This is a genomic window from Mesorhizobium sp. P2_A8, from assembly GCF_056404935.1.
Window position 1 is genome coordinate 121,386 of the sequence record NZ_JBFUDB010000007.1, and the last position, 17,723, is coordinate 139,108.

Genomic DNA, 17,723 nt, shown 5'->3' on the forward strand with positions numbered 1-17,723 from the left:
CGGCATTGCTGACACTGCAATTCTGGTGCCAGCGCAAATGACCCATTACGGGACATCTGCGCGCGCTGGCTCAGGCGGCGTCGGCCAGGATTGGTCCGGCGGGAAACGCGGGCTGGGCAAGCTTGGCACGGTTCTTGCTACCATAACTTCAGACACGCCGGCGCAGAGACGCTGTCCACATCGACACCGGCGTGTGAGGTTGGGACAATGATGTCGCGTAAGCTTCTGTTCGGCCTTCCCGCAGTGTTCCTGGTCACGGCCTTGGGCATAGCCCTCTTGTCGTCCGACACCTCATGGGGATTTCTGACGGCGACCCAATCCGGTTCAGTCTTTTGTTCAAGCGGTCCATCACGCGAGACCGTGTCGACTTCAGCGTCGCGGACGTTGCCGTCATGTGGATAGCACAGACAAAAATCGGCAGTGAACAGGCTCCTGCAGCGGCGTCTTGCCGGGATTGGGTCATGGGGCGTTGGGCCTTGATCACCCGGTTGGCATCAGCGTTTCGCGAATTCGTTGCACCTCGCTACCGGCCAGAACTCCACTATATGCGCGGCCCCGGGCCGGCCTGCGCGCGCCGCATGCGCGCACGCTGAAACCAAACGACAGGATGTAAGGCGCCAGAAGGCCGGCGCTTCAAGCAGGGATCGGGTTCAGCTTCAAATGCTGGATCAGAATGATGGTCTTGGCGTCGATGATGCGGCCATCGGCGATGCCGGCCAGCGCCTCGTCGAGCGGCATTTCCAGCACTTCGATGTCCTCGCCTTCGTCCGCTGCACCTCCGCCGGCCGAGATGCGGTCGGCGGGCGAATAGCGGGCGACGAAGAACCAGAGCCGCTCGGTGACGCTGCCGGGGCTCATATAGGGTGAAAACAGCCGCTCCACATTCTGCAGCCGGTAGCCCAGTTCTTCCTCGGCTTCCTTGCGGATGCAGGTTTCCGGATCGTTTTCGTCCAACAGGCCGGCACAGGCCTCGATCAGCGGCTCGCGATGACCGGTGACGTAGGCGGGATAGCGGAACTGGCGCACCAGAAGCACGGTCGAGCGCGAGGGATCGTAAGGCAGGATCACCGCGCCGTCACCGCGATCGTAGGTCTGGCGGATCTGCGTCTCCCACTGCCCGTCACGCCGGCGGTAGTCGAGGACGGTCTTCTTCAGGACAGCCCAGTCGTCGGAGAGGATTTCCTCCGAACGGATGCGGATGCGATCTTCCATCATGGTCTCCATGCCAAAGCGCGGGCGGCGCGCTTCATGCTCCTGTCTATGCATGTCGTTCTCCCAAAACCGGGGCCATTTTTGGGGCGACATGCATTGGCTGGTTGAGGCGTAGCCGCGAACCGGCGTTTGCGCAATGCAGGCAATCGGTCCAAAAAGGCGTGTCACCGTCTCGTGTCTGGCGCGCCTTCGATCCATTGCCTAGATAGCGGCTTACCCCTCCCGGAGCCCTTTTTCATGACCGCATCGCTTTTCCAGCCGATCACCCTCGACGGCCTCACCTTTCCCAATCGCATCGCGGTCGCGCCGATGTGCCAGTATTCCGCCGAAGACGGCTCGGCCAGCGACTGGCACCTCTATCATTGGATGAACCTTGCCATGTCCGGCGCCGGCATGGTCACGGTCGAGATGACCGATGTCGAGCGGCGCGGGCGTATCACTCATGGCTGCCTTGGCCTTTACTCCGAAGACAATGAGGCGGCCGCCCGTCGCACGCTGGATGCGGCCAGACGCGTCGCCGCTCCCGGCACGAAGTTCGGATCGCAGCTTGCCCATGCCGGCCGCAAGGCCTCGAACCGCAAGCCCTGGGAGGGCGGTGGGCCGCTGCAGCCAAATGAGGATCCCTGGCAGACCATCTCGGCCTCGGCCATCGCCTACGACACCGGCTGGAACGTGCCGCGCGCGCTGGAGGACGAGGAGATCCTGCAGCTCATCGAACGCTTCGCCGAGGCGGCAAGGCGCGCCGAGCGCGCCGGCTTCGACTTCCTCGAACTGCATGCCGCACACGGCTATCTGATCTTCCAGTTCTTGTCGCCATTGTCCAACCAGCGCACCGACCGCTGGGGCGGCTCGCTGGAAAACCGCATGCGTCTTGCCGTCGAGATCGCCAAGGCGGTGCGCAAAGCAACGCCTAAGCTGATGCTCGGCGCACGGCTGTCGGTGAAGGACTGGGTCGATGGCGGCTTCGATGTGGAAGACGCGATCGAAGTGGCGAAAGCACTCAAGGACGTCGGCGTCGCCTATCTCTGCTGCTCGAGCGGCGGCAATTCACCGTTGCAGAAATTGCCCACGGGCCCCGGTTACCAGGTGCACCTGGCGGAAGCCCTGCGCAGGGGCGCCGGCATTCCGACCCGTGCGGTTGGCCTGATCGACGACCCCAAGCAGGCCGAGGCGATCGTCGCCGAGGGCCGAGCCGACATGGTGGCGCTGGCGCGGGCCTTCCTGGCCGATCCACGCTGGGGATGGCGTGCGGCGGCCACGTTCAGCGAGACAATCCACCCGGCACCGCAGCTTGCCCGCTCGGTGACGACGATGCAGCACTGGATGAAGGCGGCGGGCTGATCGGCCCGTTCCGCCGATACCGGGGCGGTCCTGCCCGTAGTTTCTGGACAGTTGGCCACAGCTCCGCTTCAATTCTGTTCGCGAACTGTTACCTTGGGTAAGGCTGCGGCGGGCGCGGCCGGGCTTGGGAGGAAATCATGTCGTTCAGGGCATTGTTGCCGGTTGCAGCGCTGACAGCCGTGGCCGGCCTTTGGATTGGCGCATCGACGCCGGCCGGCGCGCAATATTGCGAGGGCACGGTGCACGGCCTGTCCAGCCGCTACAATCTGGCGACCGGCAGCGGATTTCTCGCCGTGCGGACACGGCCGAACTCGTCGTCGCGGATGATCGGACAGCTGTTCAATGGCGACCACACCGAAATCTTCGACCGGCGCGGCAACTGGTATCAGGTCGAGATCGGCGGCAGGACCGGCTGGGCAAACGCACGCTGGCTGCGCAACGATTGCGGCTACTGAGACGCCCGTGCATGTCACCCAAAAGTGGATCCGGTTTTGGGACAACGACATGCATCAAACAAAGAGCTAAAGCGCGTCGCAAACGTGACGCGACTTTTGGGCGCAGGCTAACGGCCACGGTTGCAACCAAATTGGCTGCTTTGCGTTGCGGCCATGATGGACAACAAACCTTTTGAAGTGCCGGTCGTCGTCGAACTTGGCCACGTCGGCAAATATCGCCATATCCGCAGTGCCCAGGAAGCGGCGGAGTGCCTGATGACCGTGTGGCCGCTCAATCGCGGCCAGCGCCATCGTGAAGCCCTCGACACTTGCCTCAAAGTGCTGGAAGGTTATCGTTCGACAGCGGATGCGCGCCGGGCGCTGATTGAAGCCGCCAAGGAATCGGAAGTGCTGGTGCCCGACGACAAACTGCGCGACGACCGGCTGCATTGAGCAGACGGGCCTTTCAACTGGAGGTTTTCATGGCGAAGCTGACTTACAAGATCGTCGAGCATGACGGCGGCTGGGCCTACAAGGTCGGAGCGACCTTCTCGGAGACGTTTCCCACGCATCAGGACGCGCTGCGGGCCGCCGAAATCGCTTCGGCCGAGCAGCAGGTCGCCGGAGCCACGGACGGCATCCAGTACGAGGACGCCGAAGGCAAATGGCACGAGGAACTGGCCGACGGCCGCGACCGGCCGCAGACGGAAGTCTCCGACTAATTTCAATATTGGGCAGGCAGCACGCCGACCGCAGATGTCCGGAGAGAAGACGTTCCGGGGCCAGCGACTGCCCTGCGGGCTCTAGCTTCCGAGCATGATTTTTGCCGAAAACCGGTACCCACTTTCGGGATCATGCTCCGACTATTTGCCGCAATACTGATCGTTCACGTTCCCTTGGGCATTCGCATCGGGACCGGCGGTGTTGGAGGCACAAGGCCCGGCCGGGCCGAGATTTCCCAGAGTGTTCAATCCTGAGCGATCGCCGTTGATGCTTCCGGTGGTGCTGTTGTCGACAGCCGAGGATTGCTCGTTGCCGAAGAGCCAGTTGTGCTGGCTGGAATAGGTGCTGTCCGACGATTGCGCCATTGCCGATGTGGCAAGACCGATCGTCAGAACAGAGGCTGCGAGAAGTTTCGTGACCATTGAATTACTCCGTGTCTTGGCCGCCTTGGGTGCGACACGGGTAAAACCGGCAATCAGCCGAATGGTTCAGTGAAATTGTCGTGAGGCCGCGGTGATGTCCGGCCAGCGAAGGCCCGGTTGGCGACGCGCTTGATGAAGGCCACGATCCGCTCCGGCGCGACGAATTGCGGCATGTGCCCCATCCCCTCGACCAATTCGAAATCGAGCCCCTCGATCCTTGACCTCATCGGCGCGCCCTGGGTGTGAAAGCGGGTCACGCGATCGGCATCGCCGAAGAGGATGCCGGCCGGCATGGCAATCTCGCCATAGCGCCCTTCGATGCGGCCAAGGTCGCGCTCGATCGCCACGACATCGGAGGACATGGCATAGAAATGGGCTGGCCTGAGCCCAAGCCACCCGCCTCCCGCGACCATGTAGTCGCCAGGCAGGACCTGCGGCGCGAAGATGAACTCCATCGTCGGCAGCGCATATCTGAGGCTTGTCGGTATCGCCAGAGTATAGCTCATGATCCAGCGCCACAGGCGTGACGGAATGTAGAGTGAGCCGAATTTTTCGCGCCCATCGGCTTCCATGTGGGTCAGCGGCGCCAGGAGCGCGATGCCGGAAATCGCCTCTGGGTGTTCCACCGCCAGGGCCAGCGCAATGGCGCCGCCCAGGGAATGACCGACGACCAGCGGCTTTTCCAGCCTGAGCTCTTCAATGAAGCGGCGCACGATCTCGGCCTGTTCGGGCAGCCGGCCCGTCGCGCCGCTCGCCCGCACCGAATAGCCCGCCCCCGGTCGATCGAGCGCGATCAGCCGGTAGCCCGGACCAAGCCGCCCGAACAGAGTGTGCCGGAAATGATGGAGCTGGGCGCCAAGCCCGTGCAGGAAGACGATCGGGCTCCCCTCGCCGTGGTCGACATAGTGGATGCGGTTGCCGTCGATCTCGATGAATTTTCCGACCGGCGGCACCAGCCTTTCGGCCTTCGCCGCGATCCACAGCGTCGCCAGCGCCAGACAGGCGATCCCCAGGATCGCCAGCGACACCAGAACGGCAAGCAGCCACGACAGAATCGACAGAACCATTGTTCACCCGAACGAGAACCAGCTTGAGCTTAGCCGCATCCGGTGCCGCTGCAACCTTGCATCGAAACCCGGCGGCCCGAGGACCACCGTCGATAGTTGATTTGCTGACCCGTTCAGGCAGCATTGCGACGGCTGCCGCGCCGCGCTATCTGAGGCGAGCCGTCCTGCCGGAGTGTTCCATGCCCGAAATCGTTACCGCCGCCATGCTCGTCATCGGCGATGAGATTCTGTCCGGCCGAACCAAGGACAAGAACATCGGTCATCTCGCCGATATCATGACGGCGATCGGCATCGACCTGAAGGAGGTGCGCATCGTTCCGGACGAGGAAGACGAGATCGTCGCGGCGGTGAATGCGGTGCGCGCGCGCTACACTTATGTGTTCACCACCGGCGGCATTGGCCCGACGCATGACGACATTACGGCCGATTCCATTTCCAAAGCCTTTGGCGTGCCTTGCGAATACGACGCCAAGGCCTATGCCATGCTGGAGGCAAGCTATGCCGCGCGCGGCATCGAATACACCGAGGCCCGCAAGCGCATGGCGCGGATGCCGCGCGGCGCCGATCTCATCGACAACCCGGTGTCCGTCGCGCCCGGGTTTCGCATCGGCAACGTCCATGTCATGGCCGGCGTACCGTCAATCTTCCAGGCCATGCTCGACAATGTCGTACCGACGCTGAAGGCCGGCACCAAGATGCTGTCGGCAACCGTGAACTGCCCATTCGGCGAAGGCCTCATCGGCGGACCGCTGGGCGACATCCAGAAAGCGCATCCGGACACCATCATCGGCTCCTATCCGAAATATGGCGATGGCAAATTCTGGACCGAACTGGTCGTGCGTGCCCGCAGCCAGGAAGCGCTGGATGCCGCTCGGGCGGACGTCGAGGCGATGGTGGCCGGGTTCGCCAGCAGTCCCGGCTGATCTGGTCCAGACCGGAACCAAGCACGACGCTGGAACGTTTGCTTCGCGCGAGTCCGGTCGCTCGTAAACTGAGGGATTTACCATGCGATTCAAAACCATCGTCGCGATTCTGCAGAACGAGCAGGACGCCGAGCGCGTGCTGGACTGCGCCATTCCACTCGCCAACCGGTTCCAGAGCCATTTGATCGGGATCCATGCCGAAACGCTTCCGGTGCCCTACACCTCGGCCACCGGCTTTCCGGACACCGAGTTCCTACAGGTTTCGGCCGACATGAACCGGGAGCGGGCCGAGAGACTGCAGGCCATTTTTCTCAAGCATATCGAGAATTCCGGGCTTTCCTTCGAGTGGCGAAGCCTGGAAAGCTTTTCGGGCGACAGCGCGCTGACCGGCATTTCCAGCGTGCGCGCCGCCGATCTGATCATCGCCGCGCAGCGGGAGACGGGCGGCGATCCGAGCGCCGATGTCGATACGCTGGTCTATGATGCCGGCCGGCCAGTGCTGGTGGTGCCGCATGCCGGCCCGCTGGTCACCACCTTCAAGCATGTGCTGCTCGCCTGGAACGGCAGCAAGGAAGCCGCCCGCGCCGCCTTCGACGCGCTGCCCTTCATCATCGAAGCCGAGAAAACCGACATATTGGTCATCGATCCCCCCGACACGCTCGACGAGAGCCCGGAGGCCGCCGGCGCCGAAATTGCATCCGCCCTGTCACGCCACGGCGCCACCGTCAGCGTCTCGGTGCAGAGGTCGGGCGGCAACTCGATCGACGACATCATCCAGACCAGGATCGCGGAGACCGGCGCCGACCTGCTGGTGCTCGGCGCCTACAGCCACTCGTGGCTGCGCCAGCTTCTGTTCGGCGGCGTGACACGCAGCGTGCTGCGCACGGCGCAGGTAGCGGCCTTCCTGTCGCGGTAAGTCCACAGCGATCGCTGTCCCCTGCCCTTGCCAAGGCCAAGGCTTTCCAGTTAATTCCGCGCGCATTCCCTGTTGTCTTGCGCGCGATCCCCGCGTGCTGCGGAGTGCGCGACATGTCCCTTCCCGAAAAAGCCTTTCCGGTCTCCTGGGACCAGTTCCATCGTGACGCCCGCGCGCTGGCCTGGCGACTTGCGGGTGCCAACAAGGGGCAATGGAAAGCAATCGTCTGCATTACCCGTGGCGGGCTGGTTCCGGCTGCCATCATCTCGCGCGAACTCGGCATCCGCGTCATCGAGACGGTCTGCGTCGCTTCCTATCACGACTATACCAGCCAGGGGCAGTTGCAGGTTCTCAAGGAGATCACCCCCGCCCTGCTGGCCGACGACGGCGCCGGCGTGCTGATCATCGACGACCTGACCGACACCGGCAAGACCGCGGGCATCGTGCGCGCGATGATGCCGAAGGCGCATTTCGCCACCGTCTACGCCAAGCCAAAAGGCCGGCCGCTGGTCGATACTTTCGTCACCGAAGTCAGCCAGGACACCTGGATCTATTTCCCGTGGGACATGGGCTTCACCTATCAGAAGCCGATCGCTGACGACCACGCCGGTTGATTCGCAACAACTGCCTCTTCCAGATCAGCCGCCGCTGTCGGGCATCAGTTGCTTCCGCAAATGGTCCCGGCAGGCCAGATATTTTGCGAAATCGACGTTCCTTGGCGAAAATTGGCCGGACGAGCAAAAGTTTTTACTTTTATTGCTTATGATTGGCCGTAAGATTCGTGAGACGGCAAACGATTCTGGAGGCTGGGGCTAGCTTCTCCGATGTTAACGAGGCCAACGACGCACAATCATCTGGCCGAAAGGGTCCGGCGGCTCTTCGGCACAGCGCCATGCCGCCTGCAGGTCGCCGCCCTGCCCTGGCGCGACAACGGAAACGGTGTCGAGATCATGCTGATCACCAGCCGCGATACCGGTCGCTGGGTTATCCCGAAGGGTTGGCCAGAGGCCAAAGAGCCGCTCTGTGAGGCCGCGGCGCGCGAGGCCGGCGAGGAAGCCGGGTTGCGCGGAACGGTGTCGCACCTTGAGGCCGGCCGTTACTTCTACGCCAAGGTGTTGGCTTCCGGCGAAGAAGTGCCGTGCGAAGTCCTGGTGTTTCCACTACACGTCGACAAGATCGCCGATCGTTGGAAGGAAAAACACTCGCGTACCCGCAAATGGGTCAGTTCCAGCGAAGCGGTACGCATGGTCAACGAACCCGACCTTTGCCAGATCATCGCCTATTTCTGCGCCGACCCGCACAGATTCCCCTAGCCGTTGGCTTCCCCTTGCCGGCTCATCTCCCGCGTGTATCACGGCCGATTCGCAACCCTGTGATGCGTCGTGAAATGGTTTGCTAATCATTGGCGGGTAAGAATCGGGCCGATCGGGCGCTTTATCGATGGCAAACCCTGTAAACCCACTTCAGCAAGATTCCGGCGAGCCTCAGCGCGAACGTCGTCCGCGCGTGCTCAAGGGCGGATCGATCATCACCGGGATTCAGAACTCGGAGGTCGGTTGCACGCTGCGCAATCAGCACGAGGGTGGCGCCGAACTAAAGATACCGCTGGAAGCACGGGTCCCCGACCACTTTCTTCTTTATGTGCCGCTCGACGGTGTTGCCTATCGGTGCGAGGTTCGCTGGCGCCGCAATGATCGCATCGGGGTGCAGTTCACCGGCACCGAGCCAAAGCCGAAATTGCATTACGGCTGATCCGCCCAGGGGCCGCAGCGGTTGTGTTTGGGCGACACATGCTGGCGCCAGCCTGCCGGCGGCAAAATCGCCGGCGCTGAAGCTCAATTCTATCCCCGTTATCCACATATGTGACACACAAGATGTTGGGGTCACAAAAGCTACGCAAACGAATCCTTGACGGCGCAAAACGAGTCGCCTTTTATAGGCCGTGCGCTCCTGTTGAGAGTGCGACCGGAAAGTTCTGAGCCCGGTCTTTTTCCCGGATTATGTGTGTTCTTTCCCGCATTTCCGCCTGTTTACGAGGCCGGCGGAAGCGTTGGGATTGCGGGCGGTTGGGGACGATAGGGAGAATTGTCGGACTGGAATAAATTGTCTGTTAACACTATATTTAGTGTTTGCAGGCAGGTTCGGCGCTAGATAGTGTGAATTTCCCTCGAGTGAGGGAATCGGAAAAAATCAGTTTTGAGGGACCCGCGGGTTCGTCGGCGCGTTGGACAGGCACTTCGCAAGGAGTTTGACCAGCAGGGCCGGCGGAGACTGCAAAATGGAGAGCCGGCCGTTTTCGAACGCCGGCAGGCGGCGGACATGCGCGTTTCGCATGGGGGGCAGAAATCCCCTGACGAAAGCGCTATATATAGACAAAAGGGACCGGACCAATGCGCATCGAGCGTCGTTTCACCAAGCAAGGACAATCTGCCTATGCGGAGATCGAATTCCGCAAGGCGCTTTCGGAGATCAAGAATCCGGATGGTTCGGTGGTGTTCCGCTTGGACAATATCGATGTGCCGGCGCAGTTCTCCCAGGTCGCCGCCGACATCCTGGCGCAGAAATATTTCCGCAAGGCCGGTGTCCCGGCACGGCTGAAGAAGATCGAGGAGAACGACGTCCCCTCCTTCCTGTGGCGCTCCGTCGCCGATGAGGCCGAGCTTGCCAAGCTGCCGGAAGCCGAGCGCTATGGTTCCGAGATCGACGCCCGCCAGGTCTTTGACCGCCTCGCCGGCACCTGGACCTACTGGGGCTGGAAGGGCGGCTACTTCAAGGCGTCGGAGGAAGACGCGCGCGCCTTCCGCGACGAGCTTGCCTACATGCTGGCCACCCAGCGCGTGGCGCCGAATTCGCCGCAATGGTTCAACACCGGCCTGCATTGGGCCTATGGCATCGACGGCCCGAGCCAGGGCCACTTCTATGTCGACCCGTTCACCGGCAAGCTGACCAAGTCGAAGTCCTCCTACGAGCATCCGCAGCCGCATGCCTGCTTCATCCAGGGCGTGCAGGACGACCTCGTCAACGAGGGCGGCATCATGGACCTTTGGGTGCGTGAAGCGCGCCTGTTCAAATATGGCTCCGGCACCGGCTCCAATTTCTCGCTGCTGCGCGGCGAAGGCGAAAAGCTGTCCGGCGGCGGCCGTTCGTCCGGCCTGATGAGCTTCCTCAAGATCGGCGACCGCGCGGCGGGCGCCATCAAGTCGGGCGGCACGACGCGCCGCGCCGCCAAGATGGTCATCGTCGACGCCGACCACCCCGATATCGAGGAATTCATCGACTGGAAGGTCAATGAAGAGCAGAAGGTCGCCTCGCTGGTGACCGGCTCCAAGATCGTCAAGAAGCATCTCGAAGCGATCATGAAGGCCTGCGTCAACTGCGAAGGCAATGCCGACGACTGCTTCGACCCGTCGATCAACACCGCGCTGAAGCGCGAGATCAAGGCGGCCAAGAAGTCCGCGGTGCCGGAGAACTACATCTACCGCGTCATCCAGTTCGCCAAGCAGGGCTACAGCTCGATGTCGTTCAAGACCTACGACACCGACTGGGATTCGGACGCCTACCTCACCGTTTCGGGCCAGAACTCCAACAATTCCGTGTCGCTGAAGGACAATTTCCTGCGCGCCGTTGAGGATGATGCCGACTGGCACCTCACCGCCCGCAAGGACGGCAAGGTCTTGAAGACGCTGAAGGCGCGCGACCTGTGGGAAAAGATCGGCTACGCCGCCTGGGCTTCCGCCGATCCGGGCCTGCATTTCAACACGACGATGAACGACTGGCACACCTGCGCCTCCGCCGGCGCGATCCGGGCGTCCAACCCGTGCTCGGAATACATGTTCCTCGACGACACGGCCTGCAATCTCGCCTCGATCAACCTGCTGCCCTACCGCAACGCCGACGGCACCATTGATATCGCCGCCTACGAGCACACGGTGCGGCTGTGGACGATCGTTCTCGAAATCTCCGTCATGATGGCGCAGTTCCCGTCGAAGGAGATCGCCAAGCAGTCCTATGAATACCGCACCCTCGGCCTCGGCTATGCCAACATCGGCGGCCTGCTGATGACATCCGGCATTCCCTATGACTCCGACGAGGGCCGCGCCATCTGCGCCGCGCTCACCGCGATTATGACCGGCACGGCCTATGCCACCTCGGCCGAGATGGCCGCCGAACTCGGCGCCTTCGCCGATTACGACCGCAACGCGCAGAACATGCTGCGCGTCATGCGCAACCATCGCCGCGCCGCCTATGGCGAGAAGCAGGGCTATGAGAAGCTGGCGGTCAATCCGGTGCCGCTGGTCGCCTCCGACCTGAAGCAGCAGGACCTGGCCGTGCACGCCAAGGCCGCCTGGGACCGCGCCATCGAGCTCGGCGAAGAGCATGGCTATCGCAATGCGCAGGCAACGGTGATCGCGCCGACCGGCACGATCGGCCTGGTGATGGATTGCGACACCACCGGCATCGAGCCAGACTTCGCGCTGGTCAAGTTCAAGAAGCTGGCCGGCGGCGGCTACTTCAAGATCATCAACCGCGCCGTTCCGGAAGCGCTGCGCACGCTCGGCTACTCCGAAGCCCAGATCGGCGAGATGGAGGCCTATGCGGTCGGCCACGGCAATCTCAACCAGGCACCTAGCATCAACCCCGGCGCGCTCAAGGCGAAGGGTTTTACCGACGAGAAGATCGCGGCGCTCAATGCGGCGCTGAAGTCGGCCTTCGACATCAAGTTCGTCTTCAACCAGTGGACGCTGGGCGCCGACTGGGTGAAGGAGACGTTTGGCTTCACCGACGAGCAGCTCAACGACTTCTCGTTCGAGATCCTGCCGGCGCTGGGCTTCTCCAGGAAGGACATCGAGGCCGCCAACATCCATGTCTGCGGTGCGATGACGCTGGAAGGCGCGCCCTTCCTCAAGGCCGAACACCTTGCCGTGTTCGACTGCGCCAGCCCGTGCGGCAAGATCGGCAAGCGCTCGCTGTCGATCAACAGCCACATCCAGATGATGGCTGCAGCACAGCCCTTCATCTCCGGCGCCATCTCCAAGACCATCAACATGCCGAACGATGCGACGGTGGAAGACGCCAAGGGCGCCTACATGCTGTCGTGGAAGCTGGCGCTGAAGGCCAACGCGCTCTACCGCGATGGCTCGAAGCTGTCGCAGCCGCTCAACTCCTCGCTGCTCGCCGATGGCGAGGACGACGAGGACGAAGCCCTCGAGCAGCTGATCGCCGCACCGGCGGCAGCGCGCGCGGCACAGATCACCGAGCGGATCGTCGAGCGCATCATCGAGCGCGTGTCGCGCGAGCAGGAAAAGCTGCCCGGACGCCGCAAGGGCTACACGCAAAAGGCCAAGATCGGTGGCAACACCATCTTCCTGCGCACCGGCGAATATGACGATGGCCGTCTCGGCGAGATCTTCATCGACATGAACAAGGAAGGCGCGACGCTGCGTGGCCTTCTCAACAACTTCGCCATCGCCATCTCGCTCGGCCTGCAATATGGCGTGCCGCTCGACGAATATGTGCACGCCTTCACCTTCACCAAGTTCGAGCCGGCCGGCATGGTGCAAGGCAATGATGCCATCAAGAGCGCGACGTCGATCCTAGACTACGTGTTCCGGGAACTGGCGATTTCCTATCTCGGCCGCAACGACCTCGCCCATGTCGACCAGTCGGACTTTTCCAACACCGCACTTGGCCGTGGCATCAGCGAAGGCAAGACCGACGCGGTCTCCAAGGGCCTGACCCGCGGCGCTTCGCCGGTGAAGCTGGTGTCGCGGGTGAGCGGCAACGATCCGAAGGGCTTTGCGGCTCCCTCGGGCGCCCCTGCCCGCTCGGCGCCGACCGCCTTCTCCGGCTCCAACGTGCTGGCGCTGAAGCCGGCCAGCGACGAAGCGGTCGCGTACAAGCGTGACTATGAGGAGCGGGCAAAGGAACTGGCCGAGGACATCGCCTTCGAGGAAGCAGCGGGTGCTGCTTCCGACACGACGGCGGCGCTGTTCACCGACGCGGCGGCCAATGAAGCGGCCGAGGCAAAGAAACTCGCCAACGACCGCCGCGCCAAATCGCTGCTCCAGGGCTACACCGGCAATTCCTGCTCAGAGTGCCAGAACTTTACGATGGTGCGGAACGGGACTTGCGAGAAGTGCGACACGTGCGGCGCCACGAGCGGGTGCAGCTGAGGAATTCTGACGCGCTAAAACGCAATATCATCGGCCCGGTCGCAAGATCGGGCCGATTTGTTCTTAAGGGTCGTGATCCGGTGCGTCCCCCTTCTCCCCTTGTGGAAGAAGGGAGGCGCCCACCCAATGCGGATCAGGCTCAGACCGACCTCACCCCTATGGCAATACCTGCAACGTCTGCTCATCGAACAACGGCTCGTCCTGGCCGATGCGGACGAACAGCAGCTTGCGCGCCGCACCCGCCGGCACCTCGAAATACTGGATGCCTTCTGGCATTTCGCCCCAGTCGCCGCAGGGTGGGTCGGGGATCTCATTGGGATCGGCCTTCGCTTCCAGTTCTTTCGCGTACGCAACGTCGGGGTTGAACGTGTGGCGTTTGACGCCGGCGGGCACGTTTCCCTCGGTGTAGGGCGCCAGCACGCAGCGGGCGCTGACGGCCTTGTCGGTCTTTTCCAGGAACAGCCGCTGCAACGCGACTTCGGCGGTTTCGCCGGACCTGATGTCATACAACTCGACAAGCGGATCGGCGTCTCCACCATCGCTGTATTTGATGGCGAGCGCGTTGCCGGCGAACTCGAAATGGATCTGGCGGAAGCCGAAATCGCAACGCTGCACCCAGGCGGCAAGCCCGACATTTTTGTCCGTCACCCTTTCCCACACGCATTTGTCGATGGGCGGGCGCGACGGCGCCGGCTCGTCCGCACGCGCCATGGCGGATGTCGCCACGGATGCGAACAGGGCGCAAACCCAGACGATCGATTTCATGGCGCTATTCATCGCTGCATCCTGTCAAAGTGAAGGCATCCCATGCCGAGCCATCCGGATTGGCATTGGCGAAATCGGCCCATTCGGTGAAAGCGGCGCCGAAATCAGGCAGCAGCAATCCTTTCGGCGCCGGTGTCGCTTCGCTGGAGTTCAACTGCTCGGCGCCGCCTCCGGTCAAGGCGTAGACTTGGCCATCCCATATCCTGCACAGGCCGCCGCCGTCCTGCAGGCCCGCTTCGCGGTCGTCGTCGGTGCAAGGGTGGCGGATGGTGCCGAGTGGAAACGAATTCTTGCCGTTGGTCCAGGTGATGTCGGCCGGCAGGCTCGTGTCGGTATTGGGCATGGTCAGCGAAAACACCTCGGTCGTCGCCGCTGCCGGCTCCTTGGCGAGCGGCCGAAACTGCATGATCGCGCCCGAGCGCGGTTCGCGGTAGGTGGCGTGACTCAGCAGACATTCCCCGGCGCTCGCCGCCTGCACCGGACCGAGCAGGCCCAGGAAAACGAAGGCTAATTTGCGGGTGATCATCAAAAGTCTCTGGGAAAGCGTTGCCTGGGTGGGACTGGCCCGCACAGTCGCACCATCCGCGCAAAATCATAAGCGAAATCCCGAGCCGCCGCTTTTATCCGCACCCGGACGAAAACTTGTCCCTCGCAAATTCCAACAGACTGTATGGTCGAGCGCACTGACCGAAGGAGAAAGCCTGGTGATGCCGCGTTTGGTGATGACAATGGCAACATCCGTATTCGCTGTTGGTCCGGCGCTGGCGGTGGCGCCCTATGTCGGGGCGTGGTCCGGTGACAGGCTGAACTGCCACGCGGCCGCCGACATCCAGCGCCAGACTGTGTTCACCGTGGATCAGGCGTCGCTGTCGCTTCCCGAATTCGGCTGCGAGCAGGCGACGTTTCGCAAAAATCCGACCGGATGGGCGGTGCATGCCAGCCAATGCTACGGCTCGGATCCGTCACTCAAGGAGCCGTTCACGCGCGTCATCCATATCGAGAGGCATGGCGCCACGCTGCGGTTCACCTGGCCCGGCTTCGACAGCGGCCCCCTCGTCCGCTGCTGAGTATCCGGCGTCTCAGAACAGCCCGACCAGAAACGCGGCGCCGCCGAGAAAACCAGCCGAACAGACCCACAACAGCCAAAGCCCGCGCACCCGGCATTCGAGCACCGCCGAGGCGGGGTTGGCGGGGTCATAGTGCACGTCGACTTTGCTGCCTTCGACATATTCTCGTGCCTGACCGCCGACGAGGCCGGGCAGCGAGGCCGTCACGGTTCCGCCGAAGGTCACACGATCCGCGCTGTAGCGCTGGCCGGCGACGTCATAAGAGTAGACGATGCGGGATTTGAAGACGGTGCGCCAGCGTCGATAGCCTGAATGGCTTCGCAGCGCCTGCAGGCCCGAGGACTCAATGCGGCCGGCGGCGATCGGCCATTTTGCCGCCTGCTCGGCAAGCGACTTCTGGGCGAAACCCATGCTCAGGATGAACAGTCCCATGAACAGCAGCAGCGCTCCCGCACCTAGATTTTGCGGCTTGGGCAGATGCGGCCCGATCGCCTCCAGCAGACCGCCGACGGAAAACACCAGCACCAGCGCGCCGATCACCAGTCCGGCCGAAAGCTGGACCATGAACTTGAAGGCGCCGTCCGGCAAGGTGCGCTCGATCACGGATTTGCTCGGATCGGCCGGATTGTAGAAGACAGTCACCTCCGCGCCGCGGGGAAACTGCGCGAGGGTCTCATTGACTTCGAAATTCCCCAAATTCTCCTTCACGCTGTAGCGCGAGCTTTGAAATTTCTTGCCGCCGACCTTGTATTCAAAGGTGATCGCCGGAAAATTGCGCATTTCGGTGGTGTCGGTACTGTCCGAGCCAACGCCCGAGCGTCTCACCTCACGGGCTTCAACGCGCGACGAGATGATCTTTCCTGGTGTCGGCAGCCAGCGGCTGAGTGCCTTCACCTCGCGCCATTTAACAAAGGTGATGAGCGACAGGCTGCCCGCGATCACGCAGGCAAAGCCGACAAGCATAATCTTGAGTTCCAACTCGTCTCCCCCCAGGAGTGCAGGAACCTGCACATAGACAACACGGCGACAACAATGTCTTGTTTATTCGCAAAGTCGGGACTTGAACGCTGGCAAGTCTCAATGCGCCGCGTGGCCATGGAAGCGACAACCCTGCGCTACCCGGCATCATCGATCGCCATGACCCTGTCATAGCCTCCCAACAGAAGGGCATCCCGAATGACGTTGGTCGCGTCAGCAGCCTGCATGGGCACGTTCTTGACGGGTCTCATACGTAAGTCGGCGTCAGGACATCATGCCGGCTGACGAGCCCCCTGTACGCCGTGCCGCAATCGTTCTTGAGCATCCAGTCCTCGACATCGGCTACGGCGGCCGTCATCCTGCGCCCTTCACATTTCTGGAAGACAACATGATCGATCATATCACCATCGAAGTGGGTGACCTGAAGAAGAGCAAGCTCTTCTATGAGTCCGCTTTCGCTCCCCTGGGGTATCGCCTTTCCTTTGGCAAAGAGGGCGTGTTCTGGGCTTTTGATGTCGGCAAAGGCTGCCTGTTCGAGATCCAGCGAACGGACGAGAAGCCGCCGCTCACCCATCTGCATGTCGCTTTCCGGGTCGGCAGCAAGGCAGAGGTCGATGCGTTCTATCGGGCAGCACTGGAGGCCGGTGCGAGAGAGAATGGAGCACCCGGCCCGCGGCCGAACTATGCCGAAAATTACTACGCCTGCTTCGTGCTTGATCCCGATGGCTACAACATCGAAGCGATGATCAACGAGCCATGATGCGCTTGAGACTCAATCCTTGAACGTGACGTCGTAACAGTCCGCGTCGCGTCATGACGGCCTCACAGCCAGGAACGTGTTCCATTCTTCGCGATCGCGGCCGACGTTGAAATCATCCCTGATAAGGACCAGCCCGGCGCTTTCGATACGGGCCGCGAAGTCGTCCCTGCGCCAGTAGACGGTATGATATTCGCCTGATGTCTCGCCATCGCCATTGCGCATCGAGACGAGGAAGGCGCCGCCTGGCCGCAGCGATCCGGCTATCTTGGCAAGCACCTGGTCGGTTTGGTCGCGAGGCACATGGATCAGGACGCACAGGGCCAACACTGCGTCGTAGGGGCCGCCGAGATCATCGGTGATGAGGTCGAGAAGCTCGCCGTGCTTGCCGCGCGCGGCCTGCAGCTCAAGAAACCGCTGTGTTGCGTCGGTGCGCCGAACGTTGACGCCTAAACTCTCCAGAAAGTCCGCATCGTATCCCGGTCCCGACCCGACTTCCAGAATCTGGCCGCCTGTGCCGGCGATCGCCACAAGGCGCTTTAGCGCCGCCTGCTCTCTCGGGTTGGGAACATGCCGCACGATTGCATCATACTGTTCCGCATAATCCTCGTAGGAGGAGATCGTTTGACGGTTCTTTGCCAGGGCCTCTGCAGAAACGCTCATCTTTTCCTCCCTTGCATTCCATGGTGGTCAAAGAGCCGGACACTTCCTCAGCGGATGCTGCCGGCGGAAGCATGGCCATCGAGCATGCCGATATCACGCAGGAAGTGGTCCGACAGGCAACGGTGGTCGAGAAGGCCGCGCGTGCGGGGCCTGAACGGAGCGGTGAAGAGGTCGAGCATGGGACGACGAAGCGTGGAGTAGAGGGTGGTGGTCATTGCCGTGTCCTTTCGGGTTCGAGTTGATGACCAGAGTATGCCGCTTTGCTGGCTTGGTTTCCAATCG

The 17,723-nt window shown here is 62.3% G+C and carries 20 protein-coding genes; 12 read left to right on the plus strand and 8 right to left on the minus strand.

What is annotated here, in order from left to right; genetic code table 11:
* Nucleotides 1-633: 633 nt before the first annotated feature.
* The gene (locus AC1D10_RS21085) at nt 634-1,212 is read right to left on the minus strand and encodes an NUDIX domain-containing protein (protein WP_477275828.1); all 579 of its coding nucleotides are present in this window, start codon (nt 1,210-1,212) and stop codon (nt 634-636) included.
* Nucleotides 1,213-1,449: 237 nt separating this feature from the next.
* On the opposite strand from AC1D10_RS21085, the gene AC1D10_RS21090 reads away from it, so the two are divergent.
* The 4 genes from AC1D10_RS21090 (at nt 1,450) to AC1D10_RS21105 (ending at nt 3,709) form a co-directional block, all read left to right on the plus strand.
* The gene (locus AC1D10_RS21090; protein WP_477275216.1) at nt 1,450-2,553 is read left to right on the plus strand and encodes an NADH:flavin oxidoreductase/NADH oxidase; all 1,104 of its coding nucleotides are present in this window, start codon (nt 1,450-1,452) and stop codon (nt 2,551-2,553) included.
* 137 nt (nt 2,554-2,690) lie between these two features.
* Nucleotides 2,691-3,008 carry an SH3 domain-containing protein gene (locus AC1D10_RS21095; protein ID WP_477275218.1) on the plus strand — a complete coding sequence of 106 codons (318 nt, stop codon included), beginning with the start codon at nt 2,691-2,693 and terminating at the stop codon, nt 3,006-3,008.
* A 153-nt stretch (nt 3,009-3,161) separates the two neighbouring features.
* On the plus strand, nt 3,162-3,440 hold the full coding sequence (locus AC1D10_RS21100) for a DUF982 domain-containing protein (protein WP_477275220.1): 279 nt from the start codon (nt 3,162-3,164) through the stop codon (nt 3,438-3,440).
* A gap of 29 nt (nt 3,441-3,469) precedes the next feature.
* On the plus strand, nt 3,470-3,709 hold the full coding sequence (locus tag AC1D10_RS21105; RefSeq protein WP_013532013.1) for a DUF2188 domain-containing protein: 240 nt from the start codon (nt 3,470-3,472) through the stop codon (nt 3,707-3,709).
* Between the two features lie 141 nt (nt 3,710-3,850).
* Here the strand turns inward: AC1D10_RS21105 and AC1D10_RS21110 are convergent, their stop codons facing one another.
* A complete protein-coding gene (locus tag AC1D10_RS21110; RefSeq protein ID WP_477275223.1) occupies nt 3,851-4,132 on the minus strand; it encodes a hypothetical protein in 282 nt (93 codons plus the stop codon).
* Between the two features lie 53 nt (nt 4,133-4,185).
* Complete coding sequence (locus AC1D10_RS21115; RefSeq protein ID WP_477275225.1) at nt 4,186-5,199, minus strand: alpha/beta fold hydrolase; 1,014 nt, start codon at nt 5,197-5,199, stop codon at nt 4,186-4,188.
* Between the two features lie 179 nt (nt 5,200-5,378).
* Here AC1D10_RS21115 and AC1D10_RS21120 point away from each other — a divergent pair, with 179 nt between their 5' ends.
* From AC1D10_RS21120 to AC1D10_RS21145, 6 genes are all read left to right on the plus strand, one after another.
* The gene (locus AC1D10_RS21120; protein ID WP_477275227.1) at nt 5,379-6,122 is read left to right on the plus strand and encodes a competence/damage-inducible protein A; all 744 of its coding nucleotides are present in this window, start codon (nt 5,379-5,381) and stop codon (nt 6,120-6,122) included.
* A gap of 82 nt (nt 6,123-6,204) precedes the next feature.
* Nucleotides 6,205-7,038 (plus strand): universal stress protein, encoded by an 834-nt coding sequence (locus tag AC1D10_RS21125; protein WP_477275229.1) that lies wholly within the window; start codon nt 6,205-6,207, stop codon nt 7,036-7,038.
* Nucleotides 7,039-7,151: 113 nt separating this feature from the next.
* Complete coding sequence (gene gpt, locus AC1D10_RS21130) at nt 7,152-7,652, plus strand: xanthine phosphoribosyltransferase (protein WP_006200882.1); 501 nt, start codon at nt 7,152-7,154, stop codon at nt 7,650-7,652.
* A gap of 210 nt (nt 7,653-7,862) precedes the next feature.
* Nucleotides 7,863-8,351: an NUDIX hydrolase gene (locus tag AC1D10_RS21135; protein ID WP_477275231.1), complete on the plus strand. Its 489-nt coding sequence runs from the start codon at nt 7,863-7,865 to the stop codon at nt 8,349-8,351.
* 127 nt (nt 8,352-8,478) lie between these two features.
* Nucleotides 8,479-8,790 carry a PilZ domain-containing protein gene (locus tag AC1D10_RS21140; RefSeq protein ID WP_477275233.1) on the plus strand — a complete coding sequence of 104 codons (312 nt, stop codon included), beginning with the start codon at nt 8,479-8,481 and terminating at the stop codon, nt 8,788-8,790.
* Between the two features lie 638 nt (nt 8,791-9,428).
* Entirely contained in the window at nt 9,429-13,211 is a 3,783-nt protein-coding gene (locus tag AC1D10_RS21145) for a vitamin B12-dependent ribonucleotide reductase (protein ID WP_477275235.1), read from the plus strand.
* Nucleotides 13,212-13,367: 156 nt separating this feature from the next.
* Here the strand turns inward: AC1D10_RS21145 and AC1D10_RS21150 are convergent, their stop codons facing one another.
* Nucleotides 13,368-13,988, minus strand: a complete 621-nt coding sequence (locus AC1D10_RS21150; RefSeq protein WP_477275237.1) for a hypothetical protein — start codon at nt 13,986-13,988, stop codon at nt 13,368-13,370.
* Nucleotides 13,981-14,502: a hypothetical protein gene (locus tag AC1D10_RS21155; RefSeq protein ID WP_477275239.1), complete on the minus strand. Its 522-nt coding sequence runs from the start codon at nt 14,500-14,502 to the stop codon at nt 13,981-13,983. Before AC1D10_RS21155 ends, AC1D10_RS21150 begins: the two co-directional genes overlap by 8 nt.
* Nucleotides 14,503-14,704: 202 nt before the next feature.
* Here AC1D10_RS21155 and AC1D10_RS21160 point away from each other — a divergent pair, with 202 nt between their 5' ends.
* Nucleotides 14,705-15,043, plus strand: coding sequence for a hypothetical protein (locus tag AC1D10_RS21160; RefSeq protein WP_477275241.1), 339 nt, complete (start codon nt 14,705-14,707; stop codon nt 15,041-15,043).
* Between the two features lie 12 nt (nt 15,044-15,055).
* Here the strand turns inward: AC1D10_RS21160 and AC1D10_RS21165 are convergent, their stop codons facing one another.
* Nucleotides 15,056-16,021, minus strand: a complete 966-nt coding sequence (locus AC1D10_RS21165) for a DUF3592 domain-containing protein (protein ID WP_477275243.1) — start codon at nt 16,019-16,021, stop codon at nt 15,056-15,058.
* A gap of 388 nt (nt 16,022-16,409) precedes the next feature.
* Here AC1D10_RS21165 and AC1D10_RS21170 point away from each other — a divergent pair, with 388 nt between their 5' ends.
* A complete protein-coding gene (locus AC1D10_RS21170) occupies nt 16,410-16,781 on the plus strand; it encodes a VOC family protein (RefSeq protein WP_477275830.1) in 372 nt (123 codons plus the stop codon).
* A 51-nt stretch (nt 16,782-16,832) separates the two neighbouring features.
* Here AC1D10_RS21170 and AC1D10_RS21175 read toward each other — a convergent pair whose 3' ends face one another.
* Both AC1D10_RS21175 and AC1D10_RS21180 read right to left on the minus strand, forming a co-directional pair.
* Nucleotides 16,833-17,441 (minus strand): class I SAM-dependent DNA methyltransferase, encoded by a 609-nt coding sequence (locus AC1D10_RS21175; protein ID WP_477275245.1) that lies wholly within the window; start codon nt 17,439-17,441, stop codon nt 16,833-16,835.
* A 47-nt stretch (nt 17,442-17,488) separates the two neighbouring features.
* Nucleotides 17,489-17,656 (minus strand): hypothetical protein, encoded by a 168-nt coding sequence (locus tag AC1D10_RS21180; protein WP_477275247.1) that lies wholly within the window; start codon nt 17,654-17,656, stop codon nt 17,489-17,491.
* Nucleotides 17,657-17,723 lie beyond the last annotated feature (67 nt).